Origin of the sequence: Silvimonas soli (assembly GCF_030035605.1) — a bacterium.
Classification (GTDB): domain Bacteria; phylum Pseudomonadota; class Gammaproteobacteria; order Burkholderiales; family Chitinibacteraceae; genus Silvimonas; species Silvimonas soli.
In genome coordinates this window covers 4,003,828-4,030,236 of record NZ_CP106736.1, presented here as the reverse complement: position 1 = coordinate 4,030,236, position 26,409 = coordinate 4,003,828, and the positions used below count along the sequence as shown (strand labels likewise).

Genomic DNA, 26,409 nt, shown 5'->3' with positions numbered 1-26,409 from the left:
AGCGAACGGTTTGTTAACCTCAGTTCGCATGAGCTCCCTATCTGAACGCTTGCGCCTTGCGCTTAAATCGGCCGCAGAACGTCGACCGACAGAACGAATCAATCAGGCTTGGTTATCCCGCCAAGTGGGAATCAGCTCTGCTGGCATAACTAAATGGTTCAATGATGGAACCCGGAGCCTTGAGGGAGAGAATTTGATCAAGGCGGCAGCGGCCCTTGGGGTCTCTGCAGCATGGCTCGCCAGTGGGAAGGGAGAAATGCTAAAGGAAGATTTCGGTCCTGCGATTCAAACGCCTTTCCGGCCGGTGCGCACCATCAATAACCTGGACGAAGCAGAGCACGACATATTTGAAGTGCCACGCTATACGCTAAAGGCGTCGGCCGGGACCGGCCAGATAGTGTTCGCTGTCGATGAATTGGGGCAGCCTAACTACTGCCGTGCGGGGTGGGCCAAGCGCGAAGGTCTTAATCCGGCCGATTTATTTTCGATCGTGGTCGTCGGCGACAGCATGATGCCTACCATCCCCGAGGGCGCTAGTGTGATCGTTCACAAGCAGTCTCAGATTTTGAGCGGCAAGGTGCATGTGATTTGTCGCGATGGCGAATGCTATGTGAAGCGCCTGATCAAGCAGTTCGACGGATCGCTGCTTGTGCGTTCGGACAACCAGGCGGCGTACAAGGATGTGGTGATTCCGGCCGATGAGCTGGATACCGTGCATCTGGTAGGGCTCGTGGTATCGGTGTCATTTAATATTTGATCGGCACGTGTCGGCTGATGTGCGGGGATTCTGCTCGTGATCGGGCGAGTGGTTGGCGTGAGTGGCGAGATTTAGGCCGGGCCGCTTGGAGAGTAAAACAAGGTCACTGTTGGTCGAAATGCAGCAAATGCTTGCAATCGGTGCGGAATGTAAGTCGCTGGACCTACAAGCCCCCAGTAATTTTAGCGGTGATTCATCGTGTTTTTACGACGAACGCACTTGCCCTTTTGACTTGCCGTAACTATTTTCTAGTTACAAACGGCGCAAGCGTCGGTATATTTGATGTCCAAACATAAAAACACGTTCGACAAGATGCGAAGAAAACCGCCCCCTTCAGATTTGAAGTGGAGCGATTTGGTTTCGGCAATGCGGCACATTGGCTACGAGGTGCTCAATGGTTCGGGTTCTCGTCGCAAATTTTACAACAAGGATCTAGATTTGCTGATCAGTTGTCACGAACCGCATCCTAGCCCGAATGTAGACAAAGGTTGTGTTGTCGACATTCTGGACCATCTGCACGAACACGATCTCATCTGAGACTAGCCATGGCTATTTTAAAATACAAAGATTTTGAAGCTGTCGCCGAACTAAGCGACGACATGACAAGAGTTCGCGGGAAAATTCTTTACATTGAAGATTTGGTGACCTTTGAGTCGTCCGATCTAGGTGGCGGAATTCAGCGGGAGTTTGAAGAGGCTGTGGAAGACTACCTCGCCACTTGTAAAGCCCTTGGACGCGAACCCAAAAAACCGTTTAAAGGGGTTTTCCAGGTTAGGGTGACGCCAGAAGTCCATCGCAAAGCTGCTACATGCGCAGCGCGTCACAAAACAACACTGAATGACCTAATGGTCAAAGCATTAGTTCAGTTCCTGGATTACGGCGAGCACACAGAACGCGAGAGTGCAAAAATCCTTGAGTCAATCAAGGGGTTGTCTTCTCTTCCTGCGAAACAGACCTACGATACGAGTTATCAACTCGGCCCTCAAGATACCTTCGGGGAACATTTTTCTTTTGAATCGAACCTTGTTCGCATAGCTACGCCAAGGATCAATATTCAATGAGCGACACTATCTCTATTCCACTCTGCGCGATGAAGCGATTCACATTGCTTTCCGTCGAGGGGGACCGTGTAGAAAAGAATTCAACCACGTCTTCACAGGGTAATTTTTCGCTAAACCAAGAAGCAGAGGTGGAGATCTCGGGCGAGGGGCGCTTCCTGCTTCGTTTGACTGTGCGTTGCGAGGCGACAAGCATCCCGGAAGATGGGGAAGCTTCTGTACGCCAGTTCACTCTGTTATCGAAATTTTTAGCTTCCTACTACCCGATTCAGACAGAATTGACGAAAGAACAGGCGGCAGAACTGGCAAAGTCAGAGTCATTCGCGGCTTATCTTACGAGTATTGCGAGCCCAATGGTGGCCAGAGAAATAGAAAGCATATTGCAGTCATTTAGACTAAATGTCCCAATCCCAATGGACTTTCCATGGCGCACAGCATCTGGTCGACCAAAATCTGGCACAAAGCGTGGCAACTCGAAAAAGAAACCCCAAGCAACAATCAATGAGGTTTGAAGCAAAAATCAACCCCGCTCCGGCGGGGCTTTTCATATCTAGCCCGCATTCGCGGGCTTTTTCACGTCCGCCTGCAACTCTCCACTAAACACCAAACTGCCGCTCGTCTGAAATGCTAACCATGGTTCACATTATTTAGCTAACCACACTTGCCATAAATACTAACCATGGTTTACATTTACCTCACCCCAGCGCAACACACCGCGCACCGCTCCTTAACAATCTGCTCCAGTCCCTTCCAGCTTCGGCCTACGGGAAATCGCCTCACCCGAGAGGCGCAAATGACGGCACCGCCTGTTAACTCAGCACGTGGCCGATGGGGAAGACAACACTCTCTGTGTCGTCGCGCAGCATGAACGCCCGCTGGGTTTAACTTGCTGATGGTACTGACCAGTCGCGGAGATCGAATTGCGGGGAGTGTTGATGGCGCCGGTTGGAAACAGCCGGCACATGAGAGCGGCGGCGTGGAAGGACACGCCAAGACGGAGACTGACAGGGCGATGCACGTTTGTGTATGACCGACGCGCCGAAAGGCTGGCCATGCCCCTGTAGCCGGAATCAAGCCCGGCCCGCTCTCATGTGGGTTGCCATACGCACCACACCTCACCGTTGATGCGACAACGGCACTGGAAAGACGTCGGTTAAATCCCGCGCCGGATACGTAACCGGCAAGCCCCGCATGCAGCGGGCAGCGCCTTGGCATCCATACCCGTCTGAAATCATGCCGATTGTTCTGACCACCGTCAGGGCGCTGCCCAGTGCGTGTGCACTGATAAATACCCTCTTCTGCCCGGCTAACCCCCGGGCATTTTTTTTGGAGCAAGCATGCATGCACATTACCTGCAGACCAAATCCGGCAAGTGGGTCCGCATCACAACCGGCCCAACGCCTGATAGCAATCTCGTTTGTGCCGAGCGCGTTGCCGGAAAGGCAGGCGCCCGCAAGGTTGCGCGTCAGCATCACGCGACCTGCGCCACCGGTTTCTGATCTGCAAGACCCGTATCTCGCTGCAGTGATTCGCAATATCGACGCGATCCTTGGCGATATCAGTAGCGAAACATCCCGGCCCATGGCCATCTAACAACCGTGAAGGAGACCGCGATGGTCGACCACATGCCCAGACAGCGCTGGCTGAAAGCGCATCGTATCCAGGTCGCCATTGCGGCCTTTTTTGTTTTTGAACACAAGCATGTCGGCTGGTTCTGCGCCGGTGTGCTGGCACTGTCGGCTGTGATGCTGCCTTGGGGGCAATGATGCGCGTTGAAGAGTACGCGGTGACGGTCGAACTCGAAGGCGTCGATATCGAGCTGGCCGTTACCTTTTTCGAGGATCAGGTGGACACGATCCAGAGCGCGCACGCCTTGGGCGAGCGTCGCGTGATTGCGGGGGTTTCTCGCCGGGAGCGTGTCGACATCAGCCCCCTGGTTGAATTCATCAATGATCGTCTGGTTGCCCTGGTGCACCAGCAATTGGACACAAGGAAAGCAGCATGAGTACGGGTAACGCACTTACCACCCTGACACAAACTCTGGCCACCAAGCTCAATATGGGCGACGGTGCCCAACTGGTTGAAACGTTGAAAGCGACTGCCTTCAAGGGCCAAGTCTCCGACGCGCAGATGACCGCGCTACTGGTCGTTGCGAACCAGTACGGCCTGAATCCGTGGACCAAGGAAATATACGCTTTTCCTGACAAAAACAACGGCATCGTTCCGGTCGTTGGCGTGGATGGCTGGTCGCGGATCATCAATGGCCACCCACAATTCGATGGCATTGAATTCGACCAGGACAGCGAAAGTTGCACCTGCCGGATATTTCGCAAGGATCGTTCTCACGCAACATCGGTCACAGAATGGATGAGCGAATGCAAACGGGCGAACGTGGGTCCTTGGCAAAGCCATCCCAAACGCATGCTGCGTCACAAGGCGATGATCCAGTGCGCCCGGCTTGCCTTTGGCTATGGCGGCATCTTTGACCAGGATGAAGCTGAACGGATCGCCGAGCGCGATATCACCCCTGCTCCGCAGGCCATTGGCAAACAAGCAGCAAACGGCAAAGCCGATGACCCACGCCGCGACATTCTGCTGGAAGCGGCCCGCAATCTGGCCATGGAAGGCAATGTCGACAACTTGCGTACCCACTTCCGGAATTTGACTCCGGAAGAACGCGCAATTATCGGCACGGATGAAATGGCAAAGCTGGGCGCCGAGGCGGTAGCAATCGCCGAAAAGGCAAACACCCCAATTGATGTCCCTTTTGAGGAGGTAGTGTGATGGAGCAGCGTTCACCTGAATGGTTTGCCGCCCGCTTGGGCAAGGTTACCGCCAGCCGCGTGGCTGACATCATGGCGCGCACCGCCAAGGGCTATGCCGCCAGCCGCCAGAACTACATGGCCGAACTGCTTTGCGAGCGTTTGACCGGCTGCCGCGAAGATAAATTCGTCAACGCCGCCATGGCGCGGGGCACTGAGAAAGAACCGGAAGCGCGGGCCATTTACATGCTCCGCAGCGGCGAGCTGGTCCTTGAAGAAGGCTTTGTGGTGCACCCGGAACTGCCGGAAGACTTTGGCATTTCACCAGATGGCCTGATTGGCAGCGATGGGCTACTGGAAATCAAATGCCCACAAACCTGGACCCACATCGAAACGATCCGCACCGGCGAAATCAAAAAGGAATACGTGATCCAGATGCAGGCTCAAATGGCCTGCACTGGGCGCCAATGGTGCGACTTTGTTTCGTTTGATGACCGGTTACCGGAAGAGCTAGCTTACTTCCAGACTCGTGTTGAACGCGACGATGCATTCATCGCGGAAATGATGGGCGAAATCCGGCTGTTTCTGAGTGACCTGAATGCTACGGTTCATCAACTCAATTTGAAGGCTGCGTGATGGCTTCCCTCAACAAAGTGCTGTTGATCGGCAATCTCGGCCGTGACCCCGAGGTGCGCTATACACCGGCCGGTGATGCGGTTTGCAACTTCAGTATTGCGACCACTGACCGCTGGAAAGACAAACAGGGGCAGCAGCAGGAAAAAACCGAGTGGCACAACATCACGATGTACCGGCGACTGGCAGAGATCGCCGGTCAGTACCTGAAAAAAGGTAGCTCGGTTTACATTGAAGGCCGCATTCAAACCCGAAAGTGGCAGGACAAGCAGACCGGCGCTGATCGCTACACGACCGAGATCATTGCTGACCAGATGCAGATGCTCTCCGGCCGTGGTGGCGCGGGTGGCGAGCAGCATGACGAACAAGCGCCCCCGGATGATGGCTATGAGAACCACAAGCCTGCTGCCAATCAGCATTCGAACCGACCGCAGAACAAGCCGGGGCCAGCGCGCAACTTCGACGACTTTGAGGACGATATCCCATTCCTCTCCGGTTGCGCCTGGCACGATCCACTGTTCAAGCGGCACACATTCACCGAATAACCAGACCCGGCCCCGCGCCGGGTTTTTCAATTGGAGAGAGACGTGAGCGAAACCATGGAAGTAGTGACGCTTGAGATTGATGCCAAGAACGCGCCTGCCGTTTACACCGGCAAGGGGCTGGATCGCTACTTTGACCACATCAAAGCCAGCGTTAATGAAGTGCCTGACGTGAGCACCGCCAAGGGCCGCACCAGGATCGCTTCACTGGCGGCGCAGGTATCGCGCAGCAAAGTAGCTGTTGAACAACCGGGCCGCGAATACCTCAAATTTCTGAAAGAGCAGGTCAAGCCTGTTGAGGCTGAGTTGCGCGAGTTTGTCGGTAACTGTGACGCCCTGCGCGATGAAGTGCGTAAACCACTGACTGATTGGGAAGCCGAGCAATCCCGGATCGAGGCCGAGCGAAAAGCAGCCGAGGAAGCTGCGGCCTTGGCGTTGAAGGTCGGACACGATCACGAAGTTGCATTGCTGATGAATGCCGAGTTTGACCGCCAGCGCGCCGATGCCCTGCGCAAGGCCGATGAAGAACGCATCGAGCGTGAGCGCAAGATTGCAGAAGAATCAGCGGCCCGCGCCCGGCAAGAAGAGCAAGACAAAGCCAAAGCCGAGCAGGAAGCGGCGCAGCGCCGTGAGATTGAGGCCAAACTGGCCCAGGAACGGGCGGAACGCGAGAAAGCCGAGGCAGAACAGCGCGCCCGGGATGCAGAAGAGCGAGCCGAACAAGAACGCAAGGATTCAGCCGAGCGTGAAGAAAACGCCCGTAAGCAGGCCATTGCAGACGAGAAGCGCAAGCAAGAAGCTGAAGCCAAGCGGATTGAAGATGAGCGCCTGGCGCGCGAGGCTGACAAGAAGCACAAGGGTGCAATCAACAGCGCCGCGCTTGATGATTTCATTGCAGCAGGCCTTTCTGCCGATGATGCCAAGTTGGCCGTGATTGCCATCGCCTGCAAGAAAGTGCGCCATGTAGCGATCAGCTACTAACCCCCTTGAACCTGCTCTACTCGCTTCTGCGGACCTGTTTCAGTGCAGAACACCCTCCGCCTAATCAGGCGTCTATCGCACGGGAAAACTGATCCTTCAAATATATCAAATGCGTACTTGACCATTCTAAGTCATCAATGAATTTTTTATGCACTCCAACCAAATCAAAGTGAATGTCAAATTCCATATTGGAAATCAATGTCCTTACACAATTTTTAAGCCCAACCAAGGCGACCGCTGAATCTGCCTCTGGCATGTCTGGGCATTTGAAGTCTTCAAGGCCACTTGCGTACGCTTGGAAGGTTTCCTTCCAATTTTTCCGATTCTCTGCTGATAGCGACGCAATACCCTTTACGGAGGTTTTGATTGAGAAAACTTGAAGAGATATCAGATTGTGAAAAGCCATGATTTTTTTTACAGCTATCTGCTCTTTTTCGTTCTGCAACTGAATAACGAGCTTTCTGTTCTCATCCGCTGAAAACCTAGCGACCGCGAAGACAGCGAAGAGACCAACCAACGCGGCAAAAAACTGCGCCCATGCAGCAATAGTTTGGGAGGCTTCGCCGCTAACCAGTAATGATGCAAGCAGGAACCCTACCAATAAAGCCGCGACTAGCATCGCCCAAAACCCTAGTCTTCCCATCGCATCAAGCGAAACCCATATTTTCTTCATTTAATAGCCCCCATTTTGGCTGTGAATCTATCACGCCTCGGGGCTTTTTTCATTTCAGCTAACCACTATCAACCCATACAACCGGCTTCGGCGGGTTTTTCTATTTCTGGAGCCAAGATGGAGCACAACGTCATCAGCGTGTCGGGCGGGAAGGACAGCACAGCGCTGCTACTTCTCGCTCTTGAGCGCCAGCCAGAAAACCTGCAAGCGGTCTTTGCCGACACCGGCAACGAGCACCCCCAGACCTATGACTACGTGCGCTACCTATCAGAAGTGACAGGGGTTCCGATTCGCTGGGTAAAGGCGGATTTTTCGCGGCAGATGGAAGGCAAGCGCAAGTTTGTCGCGGAGAAGTGGCCCGCGATGGACGTGCCAGATGACCAGGTGCAGCGCGCACTGGCCGTCCTGCAACCGACCGGCAATCCGTTTCTCGACCTGTGTATCTGGAAAGGCCGGTTCCCTTCCAGCCAGGCCGCATTCTGTTCGGAAGAACTCAAGCGCAACCCGATCCAGAAGCAGGTGCAAAACCCGCTGCTGGATGCCGGCGACGACGTGATGTCATGGCAGGGTGTTCGTGCCGATGAATCACCGCGCCGTGCGTTGCTGACCGAACTGGAATTCGTCCGCAAGAGCGGTGCCGGTGGCGAGCTTTGGAACGTCCGCCCGATCCTGCGCTGGACTGCCGACGAGTGCTTTGCCATGCACCGCAAGCACGGCGTCGAACACAACCCTCTGTACGAGCAAGGCATGGGCCGCGTCGGCTGCATGCCCTGCATCAACTGCCGCAAGGATGAGCTGCTGGCCATCAGCAAGCGGTTCCCCGAAGAAATTTCACGTATTGCCGAGTGGGAGCAGATCGTCTCGCAGGCCAGCAAGCGCGGCAGCTCGACGTTCTTCGCTGCCGCCAATCTTGGTATCACGGACAACGACAGCAGCGTCTTGGATCAGGCCAACGTCCACAAATTTGTGGAGTGGGCGCAGACCAGTCGCGGCGGCAAGCAGTTCGACGCCTTCCGCGTGCTGGATGACGGCCCGCTGTGCTCTTCAATTTACGGCCTTTGCGAGTAAATCCAATGAAACGTATTTATGTAGCTGGCCCCATGACCGGGCTGGCCGATCTGAATTTTCCCGCCTTCCACGCCGAAGCAACTCGGCTACGCTCGCTTGGTTACGTCGCAATCAACCCGGCCGAAATCAACCCTGACCCAGCCGACGCATGGACGGACTGCATGCGTGCCGATATCGCGCAGCTGGTGACGTGCGATGCAATTGCCCTGCTGCCTGGCTGGCAGCATTCGCGAGGCGCTTCGCTGGAACGGTACATCGCGGCCTCACTGGGCCTGCGCTGCGCGCCAGCGCATGAGTTTGATGGCTCTGACCTGTTGGTGGCCGCATGAAACTCCCACCCACCAAAGCCGCAGAGCTGATCCGCGACCGCGCCACGCGTGATGCCGATTCCGAAGTGAAGGCAAAGCGGCAAGCGCGAATGGCGCGAACGACGAAGCGCCGGAACATTCACCAGTTTGTGCGTGAGATGCGCGACATCAACAGGGCCGATTACTGATCGCTGAGCTCCAGATAGATATCGCTAGCACTCGAAATTTCTGTATTCAGAACACTATATCCACTCGGCAACTCGGGGTCTTGCTGCAAGTACCCGCCATGAATGGCTTGCGTTATTGCGATTTTAGCGAGCTCTTCATTGGAAAAATTGTGACTATGGTTGGTAACACCAATCGCACGAAACCCGTCCAAATCGCCAGCGTTAGATTGTCCAGCGGTCCTGATTACCACATCGGCGTATTCAGCATATCGGACAACAACCACTTTTCCCCGGTTGGCCGGGTTGGTTGTCGAAAAAATGTATTCTGTTTTAACCGCCATTAGAACCTCGATAGGTTTGTTCGATGCCATCCAATTGCAGCATCCCAAGTTTGATCGTAACCGAAATAGGCAAAAGGCCGCCAATGAGCGGCCTATTTCTTTGGAGCAGCCTATGACCAATTTTCCATCCGGGCGGCCGGTGCGCGTCACCAACTGCCCGAACCGCGCAGGCCAGATCGGCATCGCTGGTGCCATGTGCGGAAACTTCCAGGCGGTCAACTTCGTGTCGGTGGACATCTCGCCGGCCGAGGTGATGAAGCGCCTGGGTCAGATGCATTTTGTCAGCGCTGGCTACTACGGGCCGGAGCAATTGGAGGCGGTATGAGTGAAGACAATAAACAACACGGGTAGGTTTAGAGATATTGCGCGTACACAAAAGGCTATTCGACCCGTCGTCACTTGCATAAAGTCCCACTGGCAACTTTGTTTATTTATTCAGAGCAGCCACTTGAAAATCACCCGCGATACCCGCTTTGTACTGACATGCTGCCACAACCTAGTGGCTTTGGCTGATGTTCATGCCAAGTTCCGCCACAGCGCATTTTCGCGGGTACAGGTGGACCTGCACAAGCGGATGGACATCGGTGAATCTAAAGCCGATTCGGGGGATGACTATTTGTAAACATCCAACAGGTATTCGCAGTTATCCAGCAAGGTAGATCTGGATATCAAGATATCATTTACGCCACCCCACCGACAGATCGCGCGGACACTACGCTCAATCGCCTCCCCGGCAAATGGTGAAATCACGATCTGCTCTAGGAGCTGATTGACGTCCACCGGAACTTTGATGGGAATGGGAGTTCGAAGCTCTAAACCTGAGCGCTGGGGTGAAATGTACATGCGGACTTCATTCTCGTGGGCGTAGGCGATACGCTTCAGCATTCCGATCATTTGGCCGTCTTCTGTTACACAGTCTGGAGCCTTCAAATTGGGATTGGCAAAGTCAAGATATTTGACGGCTCCGGCGTAGATTGTTGGGCCGTCTCCGCTATCCTTGATTGCTGATTTCAGTGCCTTTACGCTGGTTCTGATGGCAATGCCATTTCTGGCATACAGGCCCCACATACCTTCCGACTCGTGAGCGTTTCGGTTCCAGCAACTGACCGCCACGCAAGCTGCAATGTTCTGGTGCAGAGCCTTCATTTTTTGCATATGAGCTTCGGCAGTTACACTAATCTCCTGCTTTTGATATGTAGTTAGAGGGGGTCGTTTTCCCAGACCATCAATGGCGGCCAGTGCTTTATCTTGGGTAAGCTTGGAAACACGCGCAAATGCTTCCATTGCGATCTGCGGCAAATATCCTTCAAAAGGATCTGATTTGCGGTAAGAGTCCAATGGTGAAAAATGCAGCGACTTTGACTCAACAAGGTCAATGAATTTTTCTAGCGTTATATACCGCCACAGGACGTCGCTGTCCTGCAGGCTATTTCCTACTTTTAGTGTAGTCATGGGGCAAAGTTGTCGCTGTATGTTTTAAGTGCGATATTGGTACTCTGGGGAGCCAATAACATTGGACTAAAAATAAAGGCCAAGATCGCCAAAAGCGATCTGTTCAAAACATTTCCAATCATTGATATCAATTGCGGTTTTTAGGCCAGCGTAGTTCGTGTCGTAACTTTTTTCCATTTTCGTAGGGGATTTGACGAGTACCTTCACAACATCGTTATCGTAGACCTTAAACAAATAATTCCAGCCCCAGATATCTTCGCCTCTGAACATCTGTCCTTGTCGAAATCTCAATTTTCCGCCCTCCGCGTGAGCTCTTTGCCCATTGTATAAATCTACACCACGGGACTATCCCACCGCAAAGTGGTTAGCTAACCTCCAAGTCTCATACTGCCCAAGTTGTCCACAATATCTGTGGATAAGCCTTTGGGTAGATCACCTAAGTCCACGCCGCGCCAGGAGAAACTGGGCGGCGTTTTTTATTGTGCAAACAGGAAGAGACTTTATGACCGAGTGGATCATCTGGCACGGCGGCCAGTTCGCCCCTGTCGCCCGAGGTATCGCTATCGAGTTTCAGATGCGCGATGGGCAAACCGCTTTCGCAACCACGCACCTCGACGAGCTGGACTGGCTACACCGAAACATGCCCAGCGACATTATCGCTTATCGAATCAAACAGACCGCCCCCGAGGCGGTTTCTTTTTGCCCGGAGGGGAATTAAATGCCGGACCTCTTTTACCTGCAAGACAGCAGAACCTACATCGGCAATGACATGGTGTTCTGGGCGATTGAAAACAAGGGATATACCACCGACCTGAACAAGGCCCAGAAATACACCAAAGAAGCTGCCATGGCGCAAAACAATCTCCGAGACACTGACATTCCATGGCCTTGTCCCTATATCGAAGCCCGGACGCGACCTGCAGTGGACATGCAGTACGTATCGAAAGGTGAAGCACTTTACGGAACCGGAATAATTCTGAAACGCCAAGCACCTGCTGCAAAGCGTGAAACCTTTAAATGTCAGGGATGCGGTCGTTTTATGACTGAAAAAGCCATGTGGGAAGGGACTTGCCCTCACTGCGGGGCAGACAGTCGCCCATGAGACGCACCCTACCCCAACGATTCGCCACCGCGCAGCGACAGCGCCGGCTGGCTCGATTCCACGACAAACGCTGCTCCAAGTGAGCGGCTTCTTTTTTTGGAGAACTGCATGGAAGCAGTGATCACCCGCCCTGTCCGCTATGTCCAGATCGACCAGTTTTGCGCGATGACGGGATACACTGATCGGGCTGTTCGCAGCAAGATTCACGAGGGGGTCTGGATCGAGGGCGTCCACTACCGGCGCGCTCCAGACAGACACGTTTTAATTGACCTGGAGGGATATGAAAAATGGGTAGAGGGACAACGGTACGCTTCCCAGGCGTTGTCGCGCGCGAAAGCAGCATAAGAATCTGGTTTATGTGGAAAGGCTCGCGCCGGTGGGAAACGCTGCAAATGGCGCCCACCCCAGCCAACCTGAAAAATGCGTCGAAGTTGCGGGAGGAAGTAAAGACACGCATTGCCATCGGCCAGTTTGATTACGCTGAGTTCTTTCCGGAGAGCAAGGAAGCCGTGGCGCAAGCCAAGGAAAGCGGCGGCCCAACATTTCGGGAGGTATCGCAACAATGGATGTCCGGAAATTCCCACCTGGCCACATCCACGCTGGAGGATTACCGCAAGCGATTGAACCACCATGTACTGCCCGTGATCGGCGAAAAGCTGATCAAGGACATCAAGTACAGCGACCTGGCCGCCCTGCTCGGCAACATCGAATGGGGCAGCATGAAAAGCCGGAACAACACCGCAACAGTAATCCGGCAGCCGTTTGACTTGGCCTTTATCGATGGACTGATTGAAATCAACCCGGCCGCACGACTGAGGAACGTGAAAAGCCAGAAAGAGCCGCCAGATCCATTCACGCTGGACGAGGCAAACCAGATCATCACCCGGTTTCAGGAATTGTCACCGGCACATGCCAATTACTACGAGTTTGCTTTCTTCACGGGAATGCGGACATCGGAACTGATGGGTTTATGTTGGGAGGATATTGACTGGAACCTCGGCCTCGCCCGCGTCAAACGGGCAAAGGTCGGTTCAGAGGTGAAGGGAACAAAAACCGGGAATATTCGGGACGTGGAACTGAACAGCCGTGCACTCCAGGCGCTGCAACGCCAGAAAGAGCAATCCTATCTCAGGGGGCTGGAGGTATTCACCAATCCAAATACCGGGATCGCCTACAGCTTTCCGCAGGTACTCTGGAAAGTCTGGACTCAGGTGATGAAGAAAACCGGGATCAGGTATCGCAAACCGTATCAGACACGGCACACGTTTGCGACTTTGAACTTGATGGCCGGAGCAAACCCGATGTGGGTCAGTCGGCAGATGGGGCACACCAGCATGAAAATGCTGTTGGAGGTCTACTCACGGTGGATCGACATGGCGGACCGGAGCAGAGAGCGGAACAAGCTTGAAACACTGCTTTCTGTGCCAAATGTGTGCCAAATAAAAACGGCGCAAGCCTGAGGCCGCGCCGTTCTTGAATTCTGCTGGCGGAGAGAGGGGGATTCGAACCCCCGATAGGCTATTAACCTATACACGCTTTCCAGGCGTGCGACTTAAACCACTCATCCATCTCTCCGCGGAAGAGGCCGAACTATACTTGATCTGTTTGAGCTTGCCAAGCCTGTTTACACATATCCTTGATGTGCTGATACCGGCCTCATGTTTGTGTTGTGCATGGTTAGTCTGACGTTGAATACCCACACCCAAAATGTAGTTAAGTTACGTAATAATTCATGTTTTTTCGTAAAACACACGAACTACTGCCGATGACCAGAATGCGGAAGCACTCTCACAACTCTTGAAATTACCAATTAATCCATTGATTTTCATCAAGTTGTGCTGAATACAATCTGTGCTCAGCCCTTTCCTCCCCCTCCGTTCGTCCGCCAAATCTAAGGCAAATCCCGTAGTTCCACTTCCCGCCACTACAGCGCTCTGGTATAAATTCGATCCATGCTGATTACGTTTTAGCAAATCAGAAAGATTTTGTACCTGGGCAAATTCGGGTGCGAGCAGTTACGGAGGTCGCAATGGCACGGGTTTTGGTGGTTGGCAGTATCAATATGGATCTGGTCGTGCAGACCGATACTTTTCCGCGTTTGGGCGAGACTTTGTTTGGCAATCGTTTTGCCACCTACCCCGGTGGCAAAGGTGCGAACCAGGCTGTGGCCGCTGCAAGGCTGGGCGCGCAGGTCACCATGATTGGCCGCGTAGGTCGCGATGCGTTTGGTGCGCAGTTGAAAACAGTGTTGCAGCAAGAAGGCATTGATACGCGCTGGATTAGCGACAGTGACGTGGCCACCGGCGTGGCGGCGATTACCTTGTCTGCTGGCGATAACGCCATTGTGGTGGTGCCCGGTGCCAACCATGCGCTCACCCCGGCCGATCTGGATGCAGCCGATGCTGCCTTTGCGCAGGCCGACGTCGTTCTGGCGCAGCTGGAAGTTCCGGTCGCCACGGTTGAACACGCTGCCGAACTGGCCCGCAAACATGGCAAACCGTTCTTTCTGAATCCGGCCCCGGCCACCGCCCTGCCCGATTCGTTGCTCGATCTGATCACACTGTTAACCCCCAATGAATATGAACTTTCCGTCGCGCTGAATGCGCCGGGTGCGGACTGGAAAGCGCTTCTCAAATGCCTTCCAGGGCGCCTGGTGATGACCAATGGCAAGCACGGCGCTTATTACACCGCAGCTAATGGCGATGTTCAGCATCAAGCGGGTTTCAAAGTTACTGCGGTAGATACCACCGGCGCGGGCGATACCTTTAATGGGGCACTGGCGGCGTTCTGGCATCTGGGTGCTGCTGAGGCCGTACGCCGCGCCAATGCAGCAGGTGCGCTATCAGTGACCAAGCCGGGCGCGCAAGGCGGCATGCCGACGCTGGCTGAACTAGACACTTTTCTGGAAGAACAATCATGAAAAAACTCGGGCACCTGAACCGGGACATCACCCGTGTTCTCTCGCGCATGGGCCATACCGACAGCATCGTGATTGCCGATTGCGGTTTACCGATTCCGGATGGCGTGGAATGCATTGATGTGTCGCTCAAGCTGGGCACGCCGGGGTTTATGGAAGTGCTCGACACCCTGCTGGCTGATTTCAAAGTCGAACGCGCCGTGTTTGCCAGCGAATGCCTCACGCAAAACGCAGCGGTTGCTTCACGGGCTGCACAAATGGCGGTGACGGGCGTTGGCATTGATTACGTCACCCATGACGAATTCAAGCAGCGCTGCAAGCAAGCCAAAGCCGTGATTCGCACCGGTGAATGCAGCCCCTACGCGAATGTCATTCTGCATTCCGGCGTGATCTTCTAAGGAGCCGGGCATGCAAATCAATATGCGCGGTATCAGCAAGGCTTTTGGACCGGTCAAGGTGCTCGAAAGCGTTGACCTGAGCCTGGCCGCAGGCGAAATCCACGCCTTGATGGGCGAAAACGGCGCGGGCAAATCCACGCTGATGAAGATTCTGTGTGGCGTGTATCAAGCGGATGCCGGCGAGATTCTGGTTGATGGCTCCGTGGTAAATATCCGGAGCACCACCGATGCCGAGCACCTTGGCATTGCCATCATCCACCAGGAACTCAATCTGATTCCGCAATTGTCGGTCATGGAGAACCTGTTTCTGGGCCGCGAACCACGCCGCTTTGGCGTGATAGATACGGCGACCATGCGCAAGCAGGCGCATACGTATCTGGATTTGTTGGGTGCCGGGCATATCGATACCGATATGGAAGCCGGTCAGCTATCGATTGGCCAACAGCAAATGGTGGAAATTGCCAAAGCGTTGTCGCTCAACGCTCAGGTATTGGTGATGGATGAACCCACTGCCGCCCTCACCGATCGCGAAATCGAGTCACTGTTCAAAATCATGCTGGATCTGAAGTCACGCGGTGTGGCGATTGTGTATGTTTCGCACCGCATGGAAGAAATCTTCCGTATTTGCGACAAGATCAGCGTGCTGCGCGATGGCCAATTTGTCGGCGAGCGTGAAATTGCCAAAACCGGCTTCGATGAAGTGGTGCGTCTAATGGTGGGCCGCGAAATTGGCGACCGCTTCCCCAAGCGTTCTGCCAAGGTCGGTGATGTGCGCTTGCAGGTTTCCAACCTGGCTGACGTCGGAAATATCGCCGGCATCAACTTTGAAGTGCGCGCTGGCGAAGTGCTGGGCATTGCCGGTTTGATGGGCGCCGGGCGCAGCGAAATCCTCAAAACACTGTTCGGGGTCAATCGCCAAACCAGTGGCGAGGTACGGCTGGATGGCCAGACTTTGCATATCCGCCATGCCAGCGATGCTATCGGCGCGGGAATAGGTTTTGTGACCGAAGACCGCAAGGCACAAGGGCTGGTGCTGGGCATGTCAGTGCGCGAAAACGCCACGCTGGTGCATCTGGATCACTTTGCCAAATTGGGCGTCGTCAGCGAGCGGGCCGAAAGCGCCGCCGTGGCCGACCTCATCAAACAACTGAGCATCCGCACTCGCGATGCCGAACTGGACGTGAAGTCGCTTTCCGGTGGTAACCAGCAAAAAGTGGTCTTCGCCAAATGGCTGGCCGTGCCGCCCAAAGTGCTGCTACTGGATGAGCCGACCCGTGGCGTCGACGTGGGCGGCAAGGCCGAGATTTATCACATCATCAATCAACTCGCTGCCGCAGGCGTGGCCATCGTGATGGTGTCTTCCGAACTGCCTGAAGTCATGGCCATGAGCGACCGCATTCTGGTCATGCATCAAGGCCGTCAGAACGGGATCTTTGATGCCGCCAGCGCCACTCAGGAAAGCATCATGACGGCGGCAACCGGTGGGCAAACGTCGCCACTGACCGCAGCCATCCCGGCATAAACAGTTATCTATCTCTATCCAACCAGACACCGCAAATCAACGACAGACACCAACGAGCAATTCATCATGACACCCAAAACCAAAGCCACATTACAAAAGCTGGGGCCGTTTATTGCCCTGCTGGTCGTTGCGATCGGTCTTTCGATCATGAGCAGCGACTTCCTCACCGTCGGCAATCTGTTGAACGTAATGCGCCAGGTCTCGATCAACGCGCTCATTGCCTTTGGCATGACGCTGGTCATTTTGCTGGGCGGAATCGACCTCTCGGTGGGCTCGATTCTGGCGTTGTCTTCGGTCGCCATTGCCAGCTTTATGCAAATGGGACTGAACCCGGCGCTGGCCACTGCGCTCGGCATTCTGGCAGGCGGGTTAATGGGTCTGGCCAATGGCTTGATCATCAGCAAAGGCAAGGTTGCGCCATTTATTGCCACGCTGGGCTCCATGACCGTGCTGCGTGGCTTGTCGCTGGTGTTCTCTAACGGCAGCCCGATTACTGGTTTTAACAGTGACTTTTTCTCGATGCTGGGTGGCGGCTACGTGGCGGGGCTAATCCCGATTCCGGTGGTGGGCATGTTGATCATGTTTGGCGTGTTCTGGTTTGTGCTGAAGAAAACCGTGTTTGGTCGCCATGTGTATGCCACTGGCGGCAATGAAGAATCGGCACGGTTGTCGGGTGTAAAGACTGACCGCATCAAGATTTGGGTGTACACGATTTCCGGGGCGATGTCGGCCATGGCCGGCGTGGTGCTCACCTCGCGCCTGAACTCGGCTCAACCCACTGCCGGCACCGGCTATGAACTGGACGCCATCGCCGCCGTCGTGCTGGGCGGCACCAGCCTGACCGGTGGCCGTGGCTGGATTTTCGGCACGCTGGTTGGCGCGCTGCTGATCGGCGTATTGAACAACGGCTTGAACCTGATGGGCGTCTCGTCGTTTTACCAACAGGTCATCAAAGGGGCGGTGATTTTGCTGGCCGTGCTGATCGACCGTGGCAACAAGAAGTAAACGCCAGCGTGCCGGACGATCCGCTTGCGAGTAGTCACCGGCCCGGCGTGTATGCGCAAGAGCAGTCAAAAACTCACAAGAAGTAGCTTGCAACCCGTAAACAAAAACGCTGTACAGGACTTAGGAGTTCGATCATGAAACGTATTATTTCCCCGCTGCTGCTTAGCCTGCTTGCCGTTGGCATCGTGGCTTGTTCCAAACAAGGCCCGGATTCGGCCAGCACCGCGGCCAGCGCACCAGCGTCCGCAGCCGCAACTGCCAGCGGCAACACCAGCGTGGGCTTGTCGATTTCCACATTGAACAATCCGTTCTTTGTGGCGCTGCGTAAAGGCGCAGAAGACGAAGCCAAGAAAGAAGGCATCACGCTGATTACCGTGGATGCGCAGGACGACCCCGCCAAGCAACAAGCCAGCGTGGAAGACCTGATCCAGAAAAAAGTAAGCGTGATCCTGATCAACCCGACCGACTCCGCCGCCGTAGCCAATGTGGTGAAAGAAGCCACCGATAAAGGTATCAAGGTGATCTCGCTGGATCGCAGCGTGAACGGCGCTGAAGTCAGCGCACACATTGCTTCGGACAACGTGGCTGGCGGCAAAATGGCGGCCGAATTCCTGCTGGACAAGCTGGGCAACAAAGGCAATGTGATCGAACTGGAAGGCATTGCCGGTTCTTCCGCCGCGCGTGAACGCGGTCAGGGTTTCCACTCGGTGATCGATGGCAAGGCTGATATCAAACTGGTTGCCAAACAACCGGCTGATTTTGACCGTGCCAAGGGTTTGTCGGTGACTGAGAACATCATTCAGGGCAACAAGAATGTGCAAGGCCTGTTTGCCCATAACGATGAAATGGCGCTGGGTGCAGTCAAAGCGCTGCAAGCTGCTGGTCTGAAGAACGTGGTGGTGGTTGGGTTTGATGCCACGCCAGATGCCATCGCTGCAGTGAAATCCGGCAATATGGCGGCTACTGTGCAGCAACAACCGGAGTTGATTGGCCAGTTTGGCGTTCAAGCGGCCAAGAAGCTGATCGATGGTCAGCCCGTGGATAAATTCATTCCAGTGCCGCTCAATCTGATCAAGCAATAACATCCGCAGTAATGACGTAATACAATCCAGCGCTGACACCGACATCAACGCAGAGACTCCGGCCCCCGCGACAGTGTTTGTCCGGGGGCCGTTTTTTGTAACCAATGACACGGTGTGTTGAGCTATCTTGCCGGTAGTCCCGCCAAGCTGAGCCAGCACACCAGGAAATCGCAGTGAGCCAATTCGAGCGCCTGACCATCGACGACATCGCGCGGCTGGCGAATGTCTCCCGCACCACCGCGAGCATGGTGTTGAATGGCTATGCCGAGCGTTATCGCATTTCCAAAGCCACAGTTGAACGGGTGCAGCAAGTGGCGGCGGAGCATCACTTCAGCCCGTCGCAATCCGCGCGCTCTTTGCGCTCGCGGCGCAGCAACACCATTGGCCTGGTCATTCCGGACTTAACCAACTCGGCGCATTCGGCACTGGCACAAGCGCTGGAATCGCTCTGCCGCGAGCGCGGTTATCAGATGGTGATGGTGACTAGCGACGAAGACCCGGTTCGTGAAACAGAAGGCATTGCGCATCTGGTCGCCCGTCAGGTGGACGGCGTGGTGGTCGTGCCCTGCTCCGCCGATGCCAAGCGTTACCAGAAATGGGTCAAGCGGCTGCCGTTTGTGTTTGCTGACCGTCGACTTGATGATGCCGACATTCCTTCGGTAGTAACCGATGCCACCGAAACGGTGGCCAGTCTGGTGGGAGATGCGCTCGCCCAAGGCGCGACGGAAGTGGTCTACTTTGGCGGCCAGCCGGAAGTATCTGCCAGCCGTGATCGTCTGGCGGGTTATCGCCAAGCCTTGGCAGCGCATCAGCTGACCGAACAGAACGATTGGGTGTTTGAGCGGGATTACCAGCGTGAATCCGGTTACCTGCTGATGAAGCAATGGTTCGAAGCGCATGGCCGTTATCCACAAGCCTTGTTTGCCGGGTCGATTACGCTGCTGGAAGGCGTGTTGTCGTTTATCAACGAAGCTCACCAACTCACCCAGGCGCCAGGGCGTTTGCTGACTTTCGATGATCACCAGCTACTGGATTGCCTGCCCATGGCCATTGATGCCATTGTCCAGGACAGCCGCCAACTGGCCGAGCAAAGTCTGGCTCAAGTCATCGCCATGCTGGAAGGCGCCGCAACACCCGCATCAATGCTCGTCCCCGCTTACATCCATTACCGGCGCCCGCGTGGGAGCGCCTTGTAAGTCACCGCGTGGCGCAGGTTGCACAGCCAGATCAGACTTGTGCAAATTCAGACTGTACCGCGCAGGATCTAAGGCTAAACTCTGGGTTTCGTCTTGACTCGCAGGTTGGCCGTACCATTTATGCCCGTTTCTCCGACCTACCCCAAAGTAGCTGCCCTTGGTGGCGGCACCGGATTGTCTTCACTGCTACGCGGTCTGAAGCATTTTCCGGTAGATATTTCGGCCATTGTCACAGTGGCTGACGATGGCGGTTCGTCCGGCATTCTGCACCGCGAACTCAAAGTACCGCCGCCCGGAGACATCCGCAATGTGCTGGTCGCCTTGAGCGGCGCCGAGGGCTTGTTCCGCGACCTGCTGCAATTTCGTTTCAGTAGTGATGAAGGCCATCATTATCTGGACGGACATTCCATGGGCAATTTATTGCTCACCGCGATGTTTTCCCTCACCGACGGCAATTTTGTCAAAGCAGTGGAAAACATGGGCAAGGTGCTCAATATCAAGGGCCGCGTTTACCCCGCCTGCCCGACTGCGGCCATATTGCACGCCGAACTGGAAGACGGTCGGCTGGTTACCGGCGAATCGCAACTGGCTTTTCAGGGTTCCCGCATCCGGCGGGTGTTTTTCGACCACGATACGCATGCCGAACCGCAAGCAGTGCACGCCATAGAACAGGCCGATCTCATTGTGCTTGGCCCGGGCAGTTTGTTTACCAGCGTACTGCCTAATCTGTTGCTGCCCGAAATCGCTGACGCGGTGAATCGCAACGAGCATGCAGACAAAGTCTATATCTGCAACTTGATGACCGAGCATGGTGAGACCGATGGCATGACGGCTTCGCAGCATATACAGGCCATTCTCGACCACGGCATTAGCAAGGTGTCCAAGGTGATCGTCAACGACGAAGCCATTCCGGAAGATGCGTTGCAGCGCTACGCCGAAGAAGAGGCGCAGCCGGTAGACAACGATTTTGCCAAACTCGCCGATATGGGCATTGAAGTGATTCCATCCCGGATTGCTGACCTGCGCGATGGCACTGTGCGTCACGATCCAATCAAGCTGGCCGCAGCGGTGTATGCCATTGCTTTGGGTAAGGTCTGACAACATAACCGGTTTCTGGTAAACCAGTAGCCGACCAAAGCACACTGTCAGTTTCGTATCAGATTTTTTCGAAATTCCCGAACTGAATGCATATAATGCGAGCCGGATTACCATTGCGCCGGTGCAATAACCAACCGGCCGTGCCGGATCATGGGCAAAACATGAGCCCATTTTTTATTTCAAGTGCCCTTAGGGCCTATCGATTTCGGGACTAAAACTGATGAACAAGAAACTGCTCGGTGGCGTTGCAATGATGGCTTGCCTGCTGGCTGGTGGCGCGCAAGCAGCGGGTTGTGGCAAACCACGTAATGCTTTCGATACGGTGTACTGTGCTGGCAATCTGTTCTCGCAAACCGACAAATCGCTTAACCAGACTTATGGCGAACTGCGCAAACAATTGACGCCAGATCAACAAAATACACTCAAGCAATCGCAACTGGCCTGGATCAAAAGCCGCGACGAACAATGCAGCCGCGAAGACAGTACCGGCTACTTCGTGAATCTGGATTGCGCGGTGACCATGACCCAAACCCGTCTGGACTTCCTGAAAGAGCGCCAGCGCGAATGCAGCAGCACGGGTTGTGAGGCGGGCAAGCTGTCTCAGCAATAACGAACAAATAATCCAAAAAAAACGCCGCTTTTCAGCGGCGTTTATATTTGGGCTGCAATCTCATAATCTCGCCCTGTTTTCCGATTCCAACAAGGTGTTGATCCCGCACAACACCGCGGCAACTCAGGATCGCCACAAACCGCAAGGCACTCTATGCTTTCGATTTTTCTGACACCAGACAAAAAATTGAAAAATTATATTGTAAGTATATTGATTCTATGTGCAGCGGCAGCGCAGGCCCAAACGACGCCAGATGCCGACACAATCCTTGACGCTGCGGAACAATCAATGGGGATGTCAGCCATTGCCAATCTCCCGTCGTATCTTGTCACCGCAACAGTGAGCGGCACCGACACCGGCTACCAGCTTGATCCAACCCGTGACCAATGGATCAGCCGGGTAGACACCGGCAGCGGTTATTTCGAAACCGCCATCCATGAACGAGGTCAGTTACAAAGTGTGGGTGTGGATAGCCAGGGCAGCTGGTATGGCAGCGTAAATGGCGATACCAGCCGCACTGCGGGTAACTGGCTGCTACTGAACAGCTTCATGTTCAGCGGAGCAGGCATTCCAGCGAGTACTCGATTGTCCGCCGATTATCACTGGGCCCGCACTGAACCTTGTGGCAATACGCAATGCGACGTGCTGGTGACCAAAGGCCATCAAAGCAGCGGCAGCGAAGTCTGGTTCCGCCGCGACAATCACTTGCCCGACCGTGCGCAAGTGCCCAGTACCAAGGCTGGCGAATGGAACTACCGTCTTACGTTTATCGATTGGGTGAAGGTGGGTGACGTATTGTTGCCGCAGCATCAGATAACCGAGTTCAACGATGTAGAGGCTCATGCCAGCAATACGTACGAGATATTGCCACTGCAGTCAGTATCTAGCTGGAAAATACCCACCGCACCTGTTAACTGGCGCATTGTCGACGGCGCGGATCACGCCACAATTGCGTTCCGGCTGGTTGAAGACAGGATCGTGCTGCGCGCCAGCTTCAATGGACAACCTGAGCAGGAGTTGATATTTGATACGGGTGCAGATTTCATTCTGGACAAATCCGCGCTGAACCGGTTGCACATTGCAAGCGAACCTTGGTGGCATATTTCAGGGATGGGGTCCGGTACTGAAAAAAGTGGCATCACCCCGCCGCTTGATCTTCGCCTGGGAACACTGGAACTGACACAGCGACGCGCGCTAACGACATCCATGTCTGATCTGGTCGCACGTAATCCGGAAAAGATTCCGGATTTTGCCGGAATGATTGGCACCGAATTGATGACACGGTTCGTGGTCCATATCGACTTTGATCGTAATGAAATGACCCTTTATCCGCGAGATAGCTATCATTACAAGGGCAATGCCCAGCCCTTGCCAGCCAAGGTCATGGGCGGGCGCTTTGTAGTGGCAACGCAACTTGAAGGTGACAAGGCCAATTTGCTGCTTGATACCGGCACCAGCATGAACATGGTGTTGAGCGCACCCTACGTGCGCAGCCACAATCTTTTCAATCGCCTACGCTGTACTCGTGAACGGCCCATTGGCAGCGGATTTGGCGGCTGGATCTTCGGCCGCCGCGCTTCGATTGAAACGCTCAGCATTGCAGGAGTCACAGTGCCTACATTCGGCGCTGATCTGACCAGCATGCGTAAAGGCATGCTCGCCAGCGAAGCCACCGATGGGGTTTTGGGTCTGGGCGTGCTGCGCCGTTTTAATCTGACCCTCGATTTGAACAACAACACGGTATATATGGAGCCAAACTCGCATATGCGCGATGCCGACACTTCGCCGGTGCATATGAACGAATTGCTCTGAGAGCGGGTCAGTACTCGGTGGACGAACAAATAAAAAAGCAGCGTAACCGCTGCTTTTTTATTTGTTACGAAGACACCTCAGCTTGCCGTGACCGGAATCAAGCCAATCTTCGCCTGCCATTCTTTCGGCGCCACCGCGTGCACCGAAATACCGGTCGAATCCACCGCCACGGTTACCGGCATATCCACTACATCAAACTCGTAAATGGCTTCCATGCCCAGATCGGCAAACGCAACTACTTTGCTGCCCTTGATGGCTTTGGATACCAGGTACGCCGCGCCACCTACTGCCATCAAGTAAACCGCTTTGTTGTCTTTGATGGCGTCAATGGCGGTCGGGCCACGTTCAGCCTTGCCAACCATGCCCAGCAAACCGGTGGTTTCCAGCATCTGACGGGTGAACTTGTCCATGCGGGTGGCGGTAGTCGGGCCTGCCGGGCCAACCACTTCGTCGCGGACTGGATCAACCGGGCCAACGTAATAGATAAAGCGGTTGGTGAAATCGACTGGCAGTTGCTCGCCCTTGTTCAGCATGTCGATCATGCGTTTGTGTGCAGCGTCGCGGCCGGTCAGCAGTTTGCCATTCAACAACAAAGTCTGGCCGGGCAGCCAGGTCGCCACTTCGGCCGGGGTGATGTTGTTCAGATCAACACGCACAGCGGCAGCGGATGGTGTCCAAGTCACATCCGGCCAGTCTTCCAGCTTGGGGGCTTCCAGCTGCGCCGGGCCGGAGCCGTCCAGGATGAAATGCACGTGACGCGTAGCAGCACAGTTCGGGATCATCGCCACCGGCAAGCTGGCAGCGTGGGTTGGGTAGTCTTTGATCTTCACATCTAGCACCGTGGCCAAGCCACCCAGACCTTGCGCGCCAATACCCAGCGCATTCACTTTTTCGTACAACTCAAGGCGCAGTTCTTCGACGCGATTGCTGGGGCCGCGGGCGATCAGTTCATGGATATCGATTTCTTCCATGAGCGACTCTTTGGCCAGCAGCATGGCTTTTTCTGCTGTGCCGCCAATGCCGATACCCAGCATGCCTGGCGGACACCAGCCCGCGCCCATCAATGGCACGGTTTTGATGACCCAATCCACAATCGAATCGGATGGGTTGAGCATCACAAACTTGGATTTGTTTTCCGAACCGCCGCCCTTGGCCGCGATATCGATCTCTACCGTATCGCCGGGCACGATCTCGTAATGGATTACTGCCGGTGTGTTGTCTTTGGTGTTCTTGCGCCCGCCCGCCGGGTCTTGCAGGATCGACGCACGCAGCTTGTTATCCGGATGCAGATACGCCTGGCGCACGCCTTCGTTGATCATGTCAGTGACAGACATCGTCGCGCCGGCCCACTGCACATTCATGCCGACGCGCACAAAACAGGTAACGATACCGGTGTCCTGGCAAATAGGCCGTTTCCCTTCAGCGCACATGCGGCTGTTGGTCAGAATCTGCGCAATGGCATCCTTCGCCGCCGGACTTTCTTCCCGTTCATAGGCTTTGCCCAGCGCCTTGATGTAATCGGCCGGATGGTAATAGCTGATGTATTGCAGACTGTCGGCAATGCTCTCGATCAAGTCGTCCTGGCGGATGACGGTCATGACGTGCTCCGTGGTGCAGGGGAAGGAAAACGATGATTTTACCAAACACTCTGTAGTCGTGTTGGCGCGGGTTACACGTATATCGATGGAAAGTGTGTTCGAGGCGGCGGGCTTACGCGGTATACCTGGAATGCAAAAAGCCCGGGGCAAGTCGAAAATTCGATCTTGGTCCGGACTTTTTGTTGGGTGGCAGGTAACGTTTATTCGTTATGCGAGCGGTAGTTCAGATGTGTATCCGGTGCCAGCATATGGCCCATTCTGACCCGCTTGGTTTCCAGGTAATGGCGATTCTCGGCATTGGGTACGACTTGATGCACCAACCGTTCTACCACTGGCACACCTGCCGCTTCCAGCGCGGCCAGCTTTTTCGGATTATTGCTCATCAGGCGCACCGACTTGATGCCAAGGTCCTGCAGAATTTGTGCGGCGGCTTCGTAGCTGCGCGAATCAATCGGTAACCCTTGCGCCACATTGGCATCGACCGTATCCATGCCCTGATCCTGCAAAGCATAGGCCTGGATTTTGTGCGCCAGCCCGATACCGCGACCTTCCTGACCACGCAAGTACAGCAACACACCGGTGCCCTTCTTGGCGATGCGCTCCAGCGCCATATCCAGTTGTTCGCCGCAGTCGCAACGCAAAGAACCAAACACATCGCCAGTCAGACATTCGGAATGCAAACGCACCAACACCGCTTCATGGCCAGTGACTTCGCCAGCAACCAGCGCAACGTGCTCGACACCATCGCGGCGCGAGTGATAAACATGGGCGGTAAACTCGCCATGCCGCGTGGGTAAACGGGAAGTGGCAACAGCGTCGACCAGACGGGTCGCGCCTTCAAGGGCCGCGCTGGCATGAGAATTGGGCATGGAATAGTCCGACAGGCAGAGTCTGTTATTAGTCAAATAACATGATGGTGCCATCCTGCGGATATTCAATACCACCAGCACCGTTACAGAACTTGAGAAGTACGAATTGATAAGGATGATTTATGGATTTAGCCGCGCTGCAGCAACAATTGAGGGACTTCGTTCAGGCTCGCGACTGGGCGCGTTATCACACGCCCAAAAACCTGGTTATGGCCATGTCGGTGGAGATGGCAGAGCTGGTTGAGCACTTTCAGTGGCTAACCCCGGAAGAGTCGCAAGCTTTGGCCAGTGATGATGCCAGGCGCGATCTGGTCGAGCAGGAAATGGCCGACGTGATGCTGTATATGCTGCAACTGGCAGATGTCATGCAGGTGGATATCGAAGCTGCAATCCAGCGCAAACTGGTGCTGAATGCACAAAAACATCCGCCGTTGCCGTGATCGGATTACTTTGGCCGC

Annotated in this window: 34 protein-coding genes and 1 tRNA gene; 29 read left to right on the top strand and 6 right to left on the bottom strand. The window is 54.8% G+C overall.

The window, feature by feature from the left end:
- The first annotated feature begins 28 nt into the window (after nucleotides 1–28).
- From N7220_RS18420 to N7220_RS18375, 11 genes are all read left to right on the top strand, one after another.
- The gene (locus tag N7220_RS18420) at nucleotides 29–757 is read left to right on the top strand and encodes a S24 family peptidase (protein ID WP_283148990.1); all 729 of its coding nucleotides are present in this window, start codon (nucleotides 29–31) and stop codon (nucleotides 755–757) included.
- Between the two features lie 282 nt (nucleotides 758–1,039).
- A complete protein-coding gene (locus tag N7220_RS20810) occupies nucleotides 1,040–1,294 on the top strand; it encodes a type II toxin-antitoxin system HicA family toxin (protein WP_390901523.1) in 255 nt (84 codons plus the stop codon).
- Between the two features lie 8 nt (nucleotides 1,295–1,302).
- Nucleotides 1,303–1,818 carry a type II toxin-antitoxin system HicB family antitoxin gene (locus tag N7220_RS18415; protein WP_283148989.1) on the top strand — a complete coding sequence of 172 codons (516 nt, stop codon included), beginning with the start codon at nucleotides 1,303–1,305 and terminating at the stop codon, nucleotides 1,816–1,818.
- Nucleotides 1,815–2,327 (top strand): hypothetical protein, encoded by a 513-nt coding sequence (locus N7220_RS18410; RefSeq protein WP_283148988.1) that lies wholly within the window; start codon nucleotides 1,815–1,817, stop codon nucleotides 2,325–2,327. The genes N7220_RS18415 and N7220_RS18410 overlap by 4 nt, the downstream gene beginning before the upstream one ends.
- A 946-nt stretch (nucleotides 2,328–3,273) precedes the next feature.
- Nucleotides 3,274–3,408, top strand: a complete 135-nt coding sequence (locus N7220_RS18405; RefSeq protein ID WP_283148987.1) for a hypothetical protein — start codon at nucleotides 3,274–3,276, stop codon at nucleotides 3,406–3,408.
- 20 nt (nucleotides 3,409–3,428) lie between these two features.
- The gene (locus N7220_RS18400; RefSeq protein ID WP_283148986.1) at nucleotides 3,429–3,581 is read left to right on the top strand and encodes a hypothetical protein; all 153 of its coding nucleotides are present in this window, start codon (nucleotides 3,429–3,431) and stop codon (nucleotides 3,579–3,581) included.
- Nucleotides 3,578–3,820 (top strand): hypothetical protein, encoded by a 243-nt coding sequence (locus tag N7220_RS18395; protein WP_283148985.1) that lies wholly within the window; start codon nucleotides 3,578–3,580, stop codon nucleotides 3,818–3,820. The genes N7220_RS18400 and N7220_RS18395 overlap by 4 nt, the downstream gene beginning before the upstream one ends.
- Nucleotides 3,817–4,599: a phage recombination protein Bet gene (gene bet / locus N7220_RS18390; protein ID WP_283148984.1), complete on the top strand. Its 783-nt coding sequence runs from the start codon at nucleotides 3,817–3,819 to the stop codon at nucleotides 4,597–4,599. The genes N7220_RS18395 and bet overlap by 4 nt, the downstream gene beginning before the upstream one ends.
- On the top strand, nucleotides 4,599–5,213 hold the full coding sequence (locus N7220_RS18385) for a lambda exonuclease family protein (protein WP_283148983.1): 615 nt from the start codon (nucleotides 4,599–4,601) through the stop codon (nucleotides 5,211–5,213). Before bet ends, N7220_RS18385 begins: the two co-directional genes overlap by 1 nt.
- On the top strand, nucleotides 5,213–5,755 hold the full coding sequence (locus tag N7220_RS18380) for a single-stranded DNA-binding protein (RefSeq protein ID WP_283148982.1): 543 nt from the start codon (nucleotides 5,213–5,215) through the stop codon (nucleotides 5,753–5,755). Before N7220_RS18385 ends, N7220_RS18380 begins: the two co-directional genes overlap by 1 nt.
- A gap of 42 nt (nucleotides 5,756–5,797) precedes the next feature.
- Nucleotides 5,798–6,733, top strand: a complete 936-nt coding sequence (locus N7220_RS18375) for a flotillin family protein (protein ID WP_283148981.1) — start codon at nucleotides 5,798–5,800, stop codon at nucleotides 6,731–6,733.
- A gap of 64 nt (nucleotides 6,734–6,797) precedes the next feature.
- Here the strand turns inward: N7220_RS18375 and N7220_RS18370 are convergent, their stop codons facing one another.
- Complete coding sequence (locus tag N7220_RS18370; protein WP_283148980.1) at nucleotides 6,798–7,406, bottom strand: hypothetical protein; 609 nt, start codon at nucleotides 7,404–7,406, stop codon at nucleotides 6,798–6,800.
- A 117-nt stretch (nucleotides 7,407–7,523) separates the two neighbouring features.
- Between N7220_RS18370 and N7220_RS18365 the strand changes: the two genes are divergently transcribed.
- Genes N7220_RS18365 through N7220_RS18355 form a run of 3 tightly spaced genes read left to right on the top strand, consistent with a single transcriptional unit; the run spans nucleotide 7,524 to nucleotide 8,970 of the window.
- Nucleotides 7,524–8,474 carry a phosphoadenosine phosphosulfate reductase domain-containing protein gene (locus tag N7220_RS18365; protein WP_283148979.1) on the top strand — a complete coding sequence of 317 codons (951 nt, stop codon included), beginning with the start codon at nucleotides 7,524–7,526 and terminating at the stop codon, nucleotides 8,472–8,474.
- A 5-nt stretch (nucleotides 8,475–8,479) separates the two neighbouring features.
- Complete coding sequence (locus N7220_RS18360; protein ID WP_283148978.1) at nucleotides 8,480–8,803, top strand: DUF4406 domain-containing protein; 324 nt, start codon at nucleotides 8,480–8,482, stop codon at nucleotides 8,801–8,803.
- On the top strand, nucleotides 8,800–8,970 hold the full coding sequence (locus tag N7220_RS18355) for a hypothetical protein (protein ID WP_283148977.1): 171 nt from the start codon (nucleotides 8,800–8,802) through the stop codon (nucleotides 8,968–8,970). Before N7220_RS18360 ends, N7220_RS18355 begins: the two co-directional genes overlap by 4 nt.
- Here N7220_RS18355 and N7220_RS18350 read toward each other — a convergent pair.
- The gene (locus N7220_RS18350; protein WP_283148976.1) at nucleotides 8,964–9,290 is read right to left on the bottom strand and encodes a hypothetical protein; all 327 of its coding nucleotides are present in this window, start codon (nucleotides 9,288–9,290) and stop codon (nucleotides 8,964–8,966) included. The two genes, N7220_RS18355 and N7220_RS18350, sit on opposite strands and share 7 nt — an antisense overlap.
- Nucleotides 9,291–9,402: 112 nt before the next feature.
- Between N7220_RS18350 and N7220_RS18345 the strand changes: the two genes are divergently transcribed.
- The gene (locus N7220_RS18345; protein ID WP_283148975.1) at nucleotides 9,403–9,615 is read left to right on the top strand and encodes a hypothetical protein; all 213 of its coding nucleotides are present in this window, start codon (nucleotides 9,403–9,405) and stop codon (nucleotides 9,613–9,615) included.
- 287 nt (nucleotides 9,616–9,902) lie between these two features.
- On the opposite strand, the gene N7220_RS18340 is transcribed toward N7220_RS18345, so the two are convergent.
- Nucleotides 9,903–10,742: a DUF2971 domain-containing protein gene (locus tag N7220_RS18340; protein WP_283148974.1), complete on the bottom strand. Its 840-nt coding sequence runs from the start codon at nucleotides 10,740–10,742 to the stop codon at nucleotides 9,903–9,905.
- Between the two features lie 502 nt (nucleotides 10,743–11,244).
- On the opposite strand from N7220_RS18340, the gene N7220_RS18335 reads away from it, so the two are divergent.
- The 4 genes from N7220_RS18335 to N7220_RS18320 all read left to right on the top strand — a co-directional run bounded on the left by N7220_RS18335 (nucleotide 11,245) and on the right by N7220_RS18320 (nucleotide 13,304).
- Entirely contained in the window at nucleotides 11,245–11,460 is a 216-nt protein-coding gene (locus tag N7220_RS18335) for a hypothetical protein (protein ID WP_283148973.1), read from the top strand.
- Nucleotides 11,461–11,844, top strand: coding sequence for a hypothetical protein (locus tag N7220_RS18330; protein WP_283148972.1), 384 nt, complete (start codon nucleotides 11,461–11,463; stop codon nucleotides 11,842–11,844).
- Between the two features lie 108 nt (nucleotides 11,845–11,952).
- On the top strand, nucleotides 11,953–12,189 hold the full coding sequence (locus tag N7220_RS18325) for an excisionase (RefSeq protein WP_283148971.1): 237 nt from the start codon (nucleotides 11,953–11,955) through the stop codon (nucleotides 12,187–12,189).
- Nucleotides 12,190–12,200: 11 nt separating this feature from the next.
- Nucleotides 12,201–13,304 carry a tyrosine-type recombinase/integrase gene (locus N7220_RS18320; RefSeq protein ID WP_283148970.1) on the top strand — a complete coding sequence of 368 codons (1,104 nt, stop codon included), beginning with the start codon at nucleotides 12,201–12,203 and terminating at the stop codon, nucleotides 13,302–13,304.
- A 24-nt stretch (nucleotides 13,305–13,328) separates the two neighbouring features.
- Here N7220_RS18320 and N7220_RS18315 read toward each other — a convergent pair.
- Nucleotides 13,329–13,419 (bottom strand) — tRNA-Ser (locus N7220_RS18315).
- A 454-nt stretch (nucleotides 13,420–13,873) separates the two neighbouring features.
- Here N7220_RS18315 and rbsK point away from each other — a divergent pair.
- From rbsK to N7220_RS18270, 9 genes are all read left to right on the top strand, one after another.
- Nucleotides 13,874–14,764, top strand: a complete 891-nt coding sequence (gene rbsK, locus N7220_RS18310; protein WP_283148969.1) for a ribokinase — start codon at nucleotides 13,874–13,876, stop codon at nucleotides 14,762–14,764.
- Nucleotides 14,761–15,159, top strand: coding sequence for a D-ribose pyranase (gene rbsD / locus N7220_RS18305; RefSeq protein WP_283148968.1), 399 nt, complete (start codon nucleotides 14,761–14,763; stop codon nucleotides 15,157–15,159). The genes rbsK and rbsD overlap by 4 nt, the downstream gene beginning before the upstream one ends.
- A gap of 10 nt (nucleotides 15,160–15,169) precedes the next feature.
- Nucleotides 15,170–16,681 carry a sugar ABC transporter ATP-binding protein gene (locus tag N7220_RS18300; protein WP_283148967.1) on the top strand — a complete coding sequence of 504 codons (1,512 nt, stop codon included), beginning with the start codon at nucleotides 15,170–15,172 and terminating at the stop codon, nucleotides 16,679–16,681.
- Nucleotides 16,682–16,747: 66 nt separating this feature from the next.
- Nucleotides 16,748–17,686, top strand: a complete 939-nt coding sequence (locus N7220_RS18295) for an ABC transporter permease (protein WP_283148966.1) — start codon at nucleotides 16,748–16,750, stop codon at nucleotides 17,684–17,686.
- A gap of 134 nt (nucleotides 17,687–17,820) precedes the next feature.
- Nucleotides 17,821–18,768, top strand: coding sequence for a ribose ABC transporter substrate-binding protein RbsB (gene rbsB, locus N7220_RS18290; RefSeq protein WP_283148965.1), 948 nt, complete (start codon nucleotides 17,821–17,823; stop codon nucleotides 18,766–18,768).
- Between the two features lie 173 nt (nucleotides 18,769–18,941).
- Entirely contained in the window at nucleotides 18,942–19,964 is a 1,023-nt protein-coding gene (locus N7220_RS18285) for a substrate-binding domain-containing protein (protein WP_283148964.1), read from the top strand.
- Nucleotides 19,965–20,084: 120 nt separating this feature from the next.
- Nucleotides 20,085–21,062, top strand: a complete 978-nt coding sequence (locus tag N7220_RS18280; protein WP_283148963.1) for a gluconeogenesis factor YvcK family protein — start codon at nucleotides 20,085–20,087, stop codon at nucleotides 21,060–21,062.
- A 220-nt stretch (nucleotides 21,063–21,282) separates the two neighbouring features.
- Complete coding sequence (locus N7220_RS18275; RefSeq protein WP_283148962.1) at nucleotides 21,283–21,672, top strand: lysozyme inhibitor LprI family protein; 390 nt, start codon at nucleotides 21,283–21,285, stop codon at nucleotides 21,670–21,672.
- Between the two features lie 288 nt (nucleotides 21,673–21,960).
- Nucleotides 21,961–23,484, top strand: coding sequence for a pepsin/retropepsin-like aspartic protease family protein (locus tag N7220_RS18270; protein WP_283148961.1), 1,524 nt, complete (start codon nucleotides 21,961–21,963; stop codon nucleotides 23,482–23,484).
- Nucleotides 23,485–23,561: 77 nt separating this feature from the next.
- Here N7220_RS18270 and N7220_RS18265 read toward each other — a convergent pair whose 3' ends face one another.
- Both N7220_RS18265 and ribA read right to left on the bottom strand, forming a co-directional pair.
- On the bottom strand, nucleotides 23,562–25,082 hold the full coding sequence (locus N7220_RS18265) for a fumarate hydratase (RefSeq protein ID WP_283148960.1): 1,521 nt from the start codon (nucleotides 25,080–25,082) through the stop codon (nucleotides 23,562–23,564).
- Between the two features lie 200 nt (nucleotides 25,083–25,282).
- Nucleotides 25,283–25,951: a GTP cyclohydrolase II gene (ribA, locus tag N7220_RS18260; RefSeq protein WP_283148959.1), complete on the bottom strand. Its 669-nt coding sequence runs from the start codon at nucleotides 25,949–25,951 to the stop codon at nucleotides 25,283–25,285.
- Between the two features lie 122 nt (nucleotides 25,952–26,073).
- Between ribA and N7220_RS18255 the strand changes: the two genes are divergently transcribed.
- Nucleotides 26,074–26,391, top strand: a complete 318-nt coding sequence (locus N7220_RS18255) for a nucleotide pyrophosphohydrolase (protein ID WP_283148958.1) — start codon at nucleotides 26,074–26,076, stop codon at nucleotides 26,389–26,391.
- Nucleotides 26,392–26,409 lie beyond the last annotated feature (18 nt).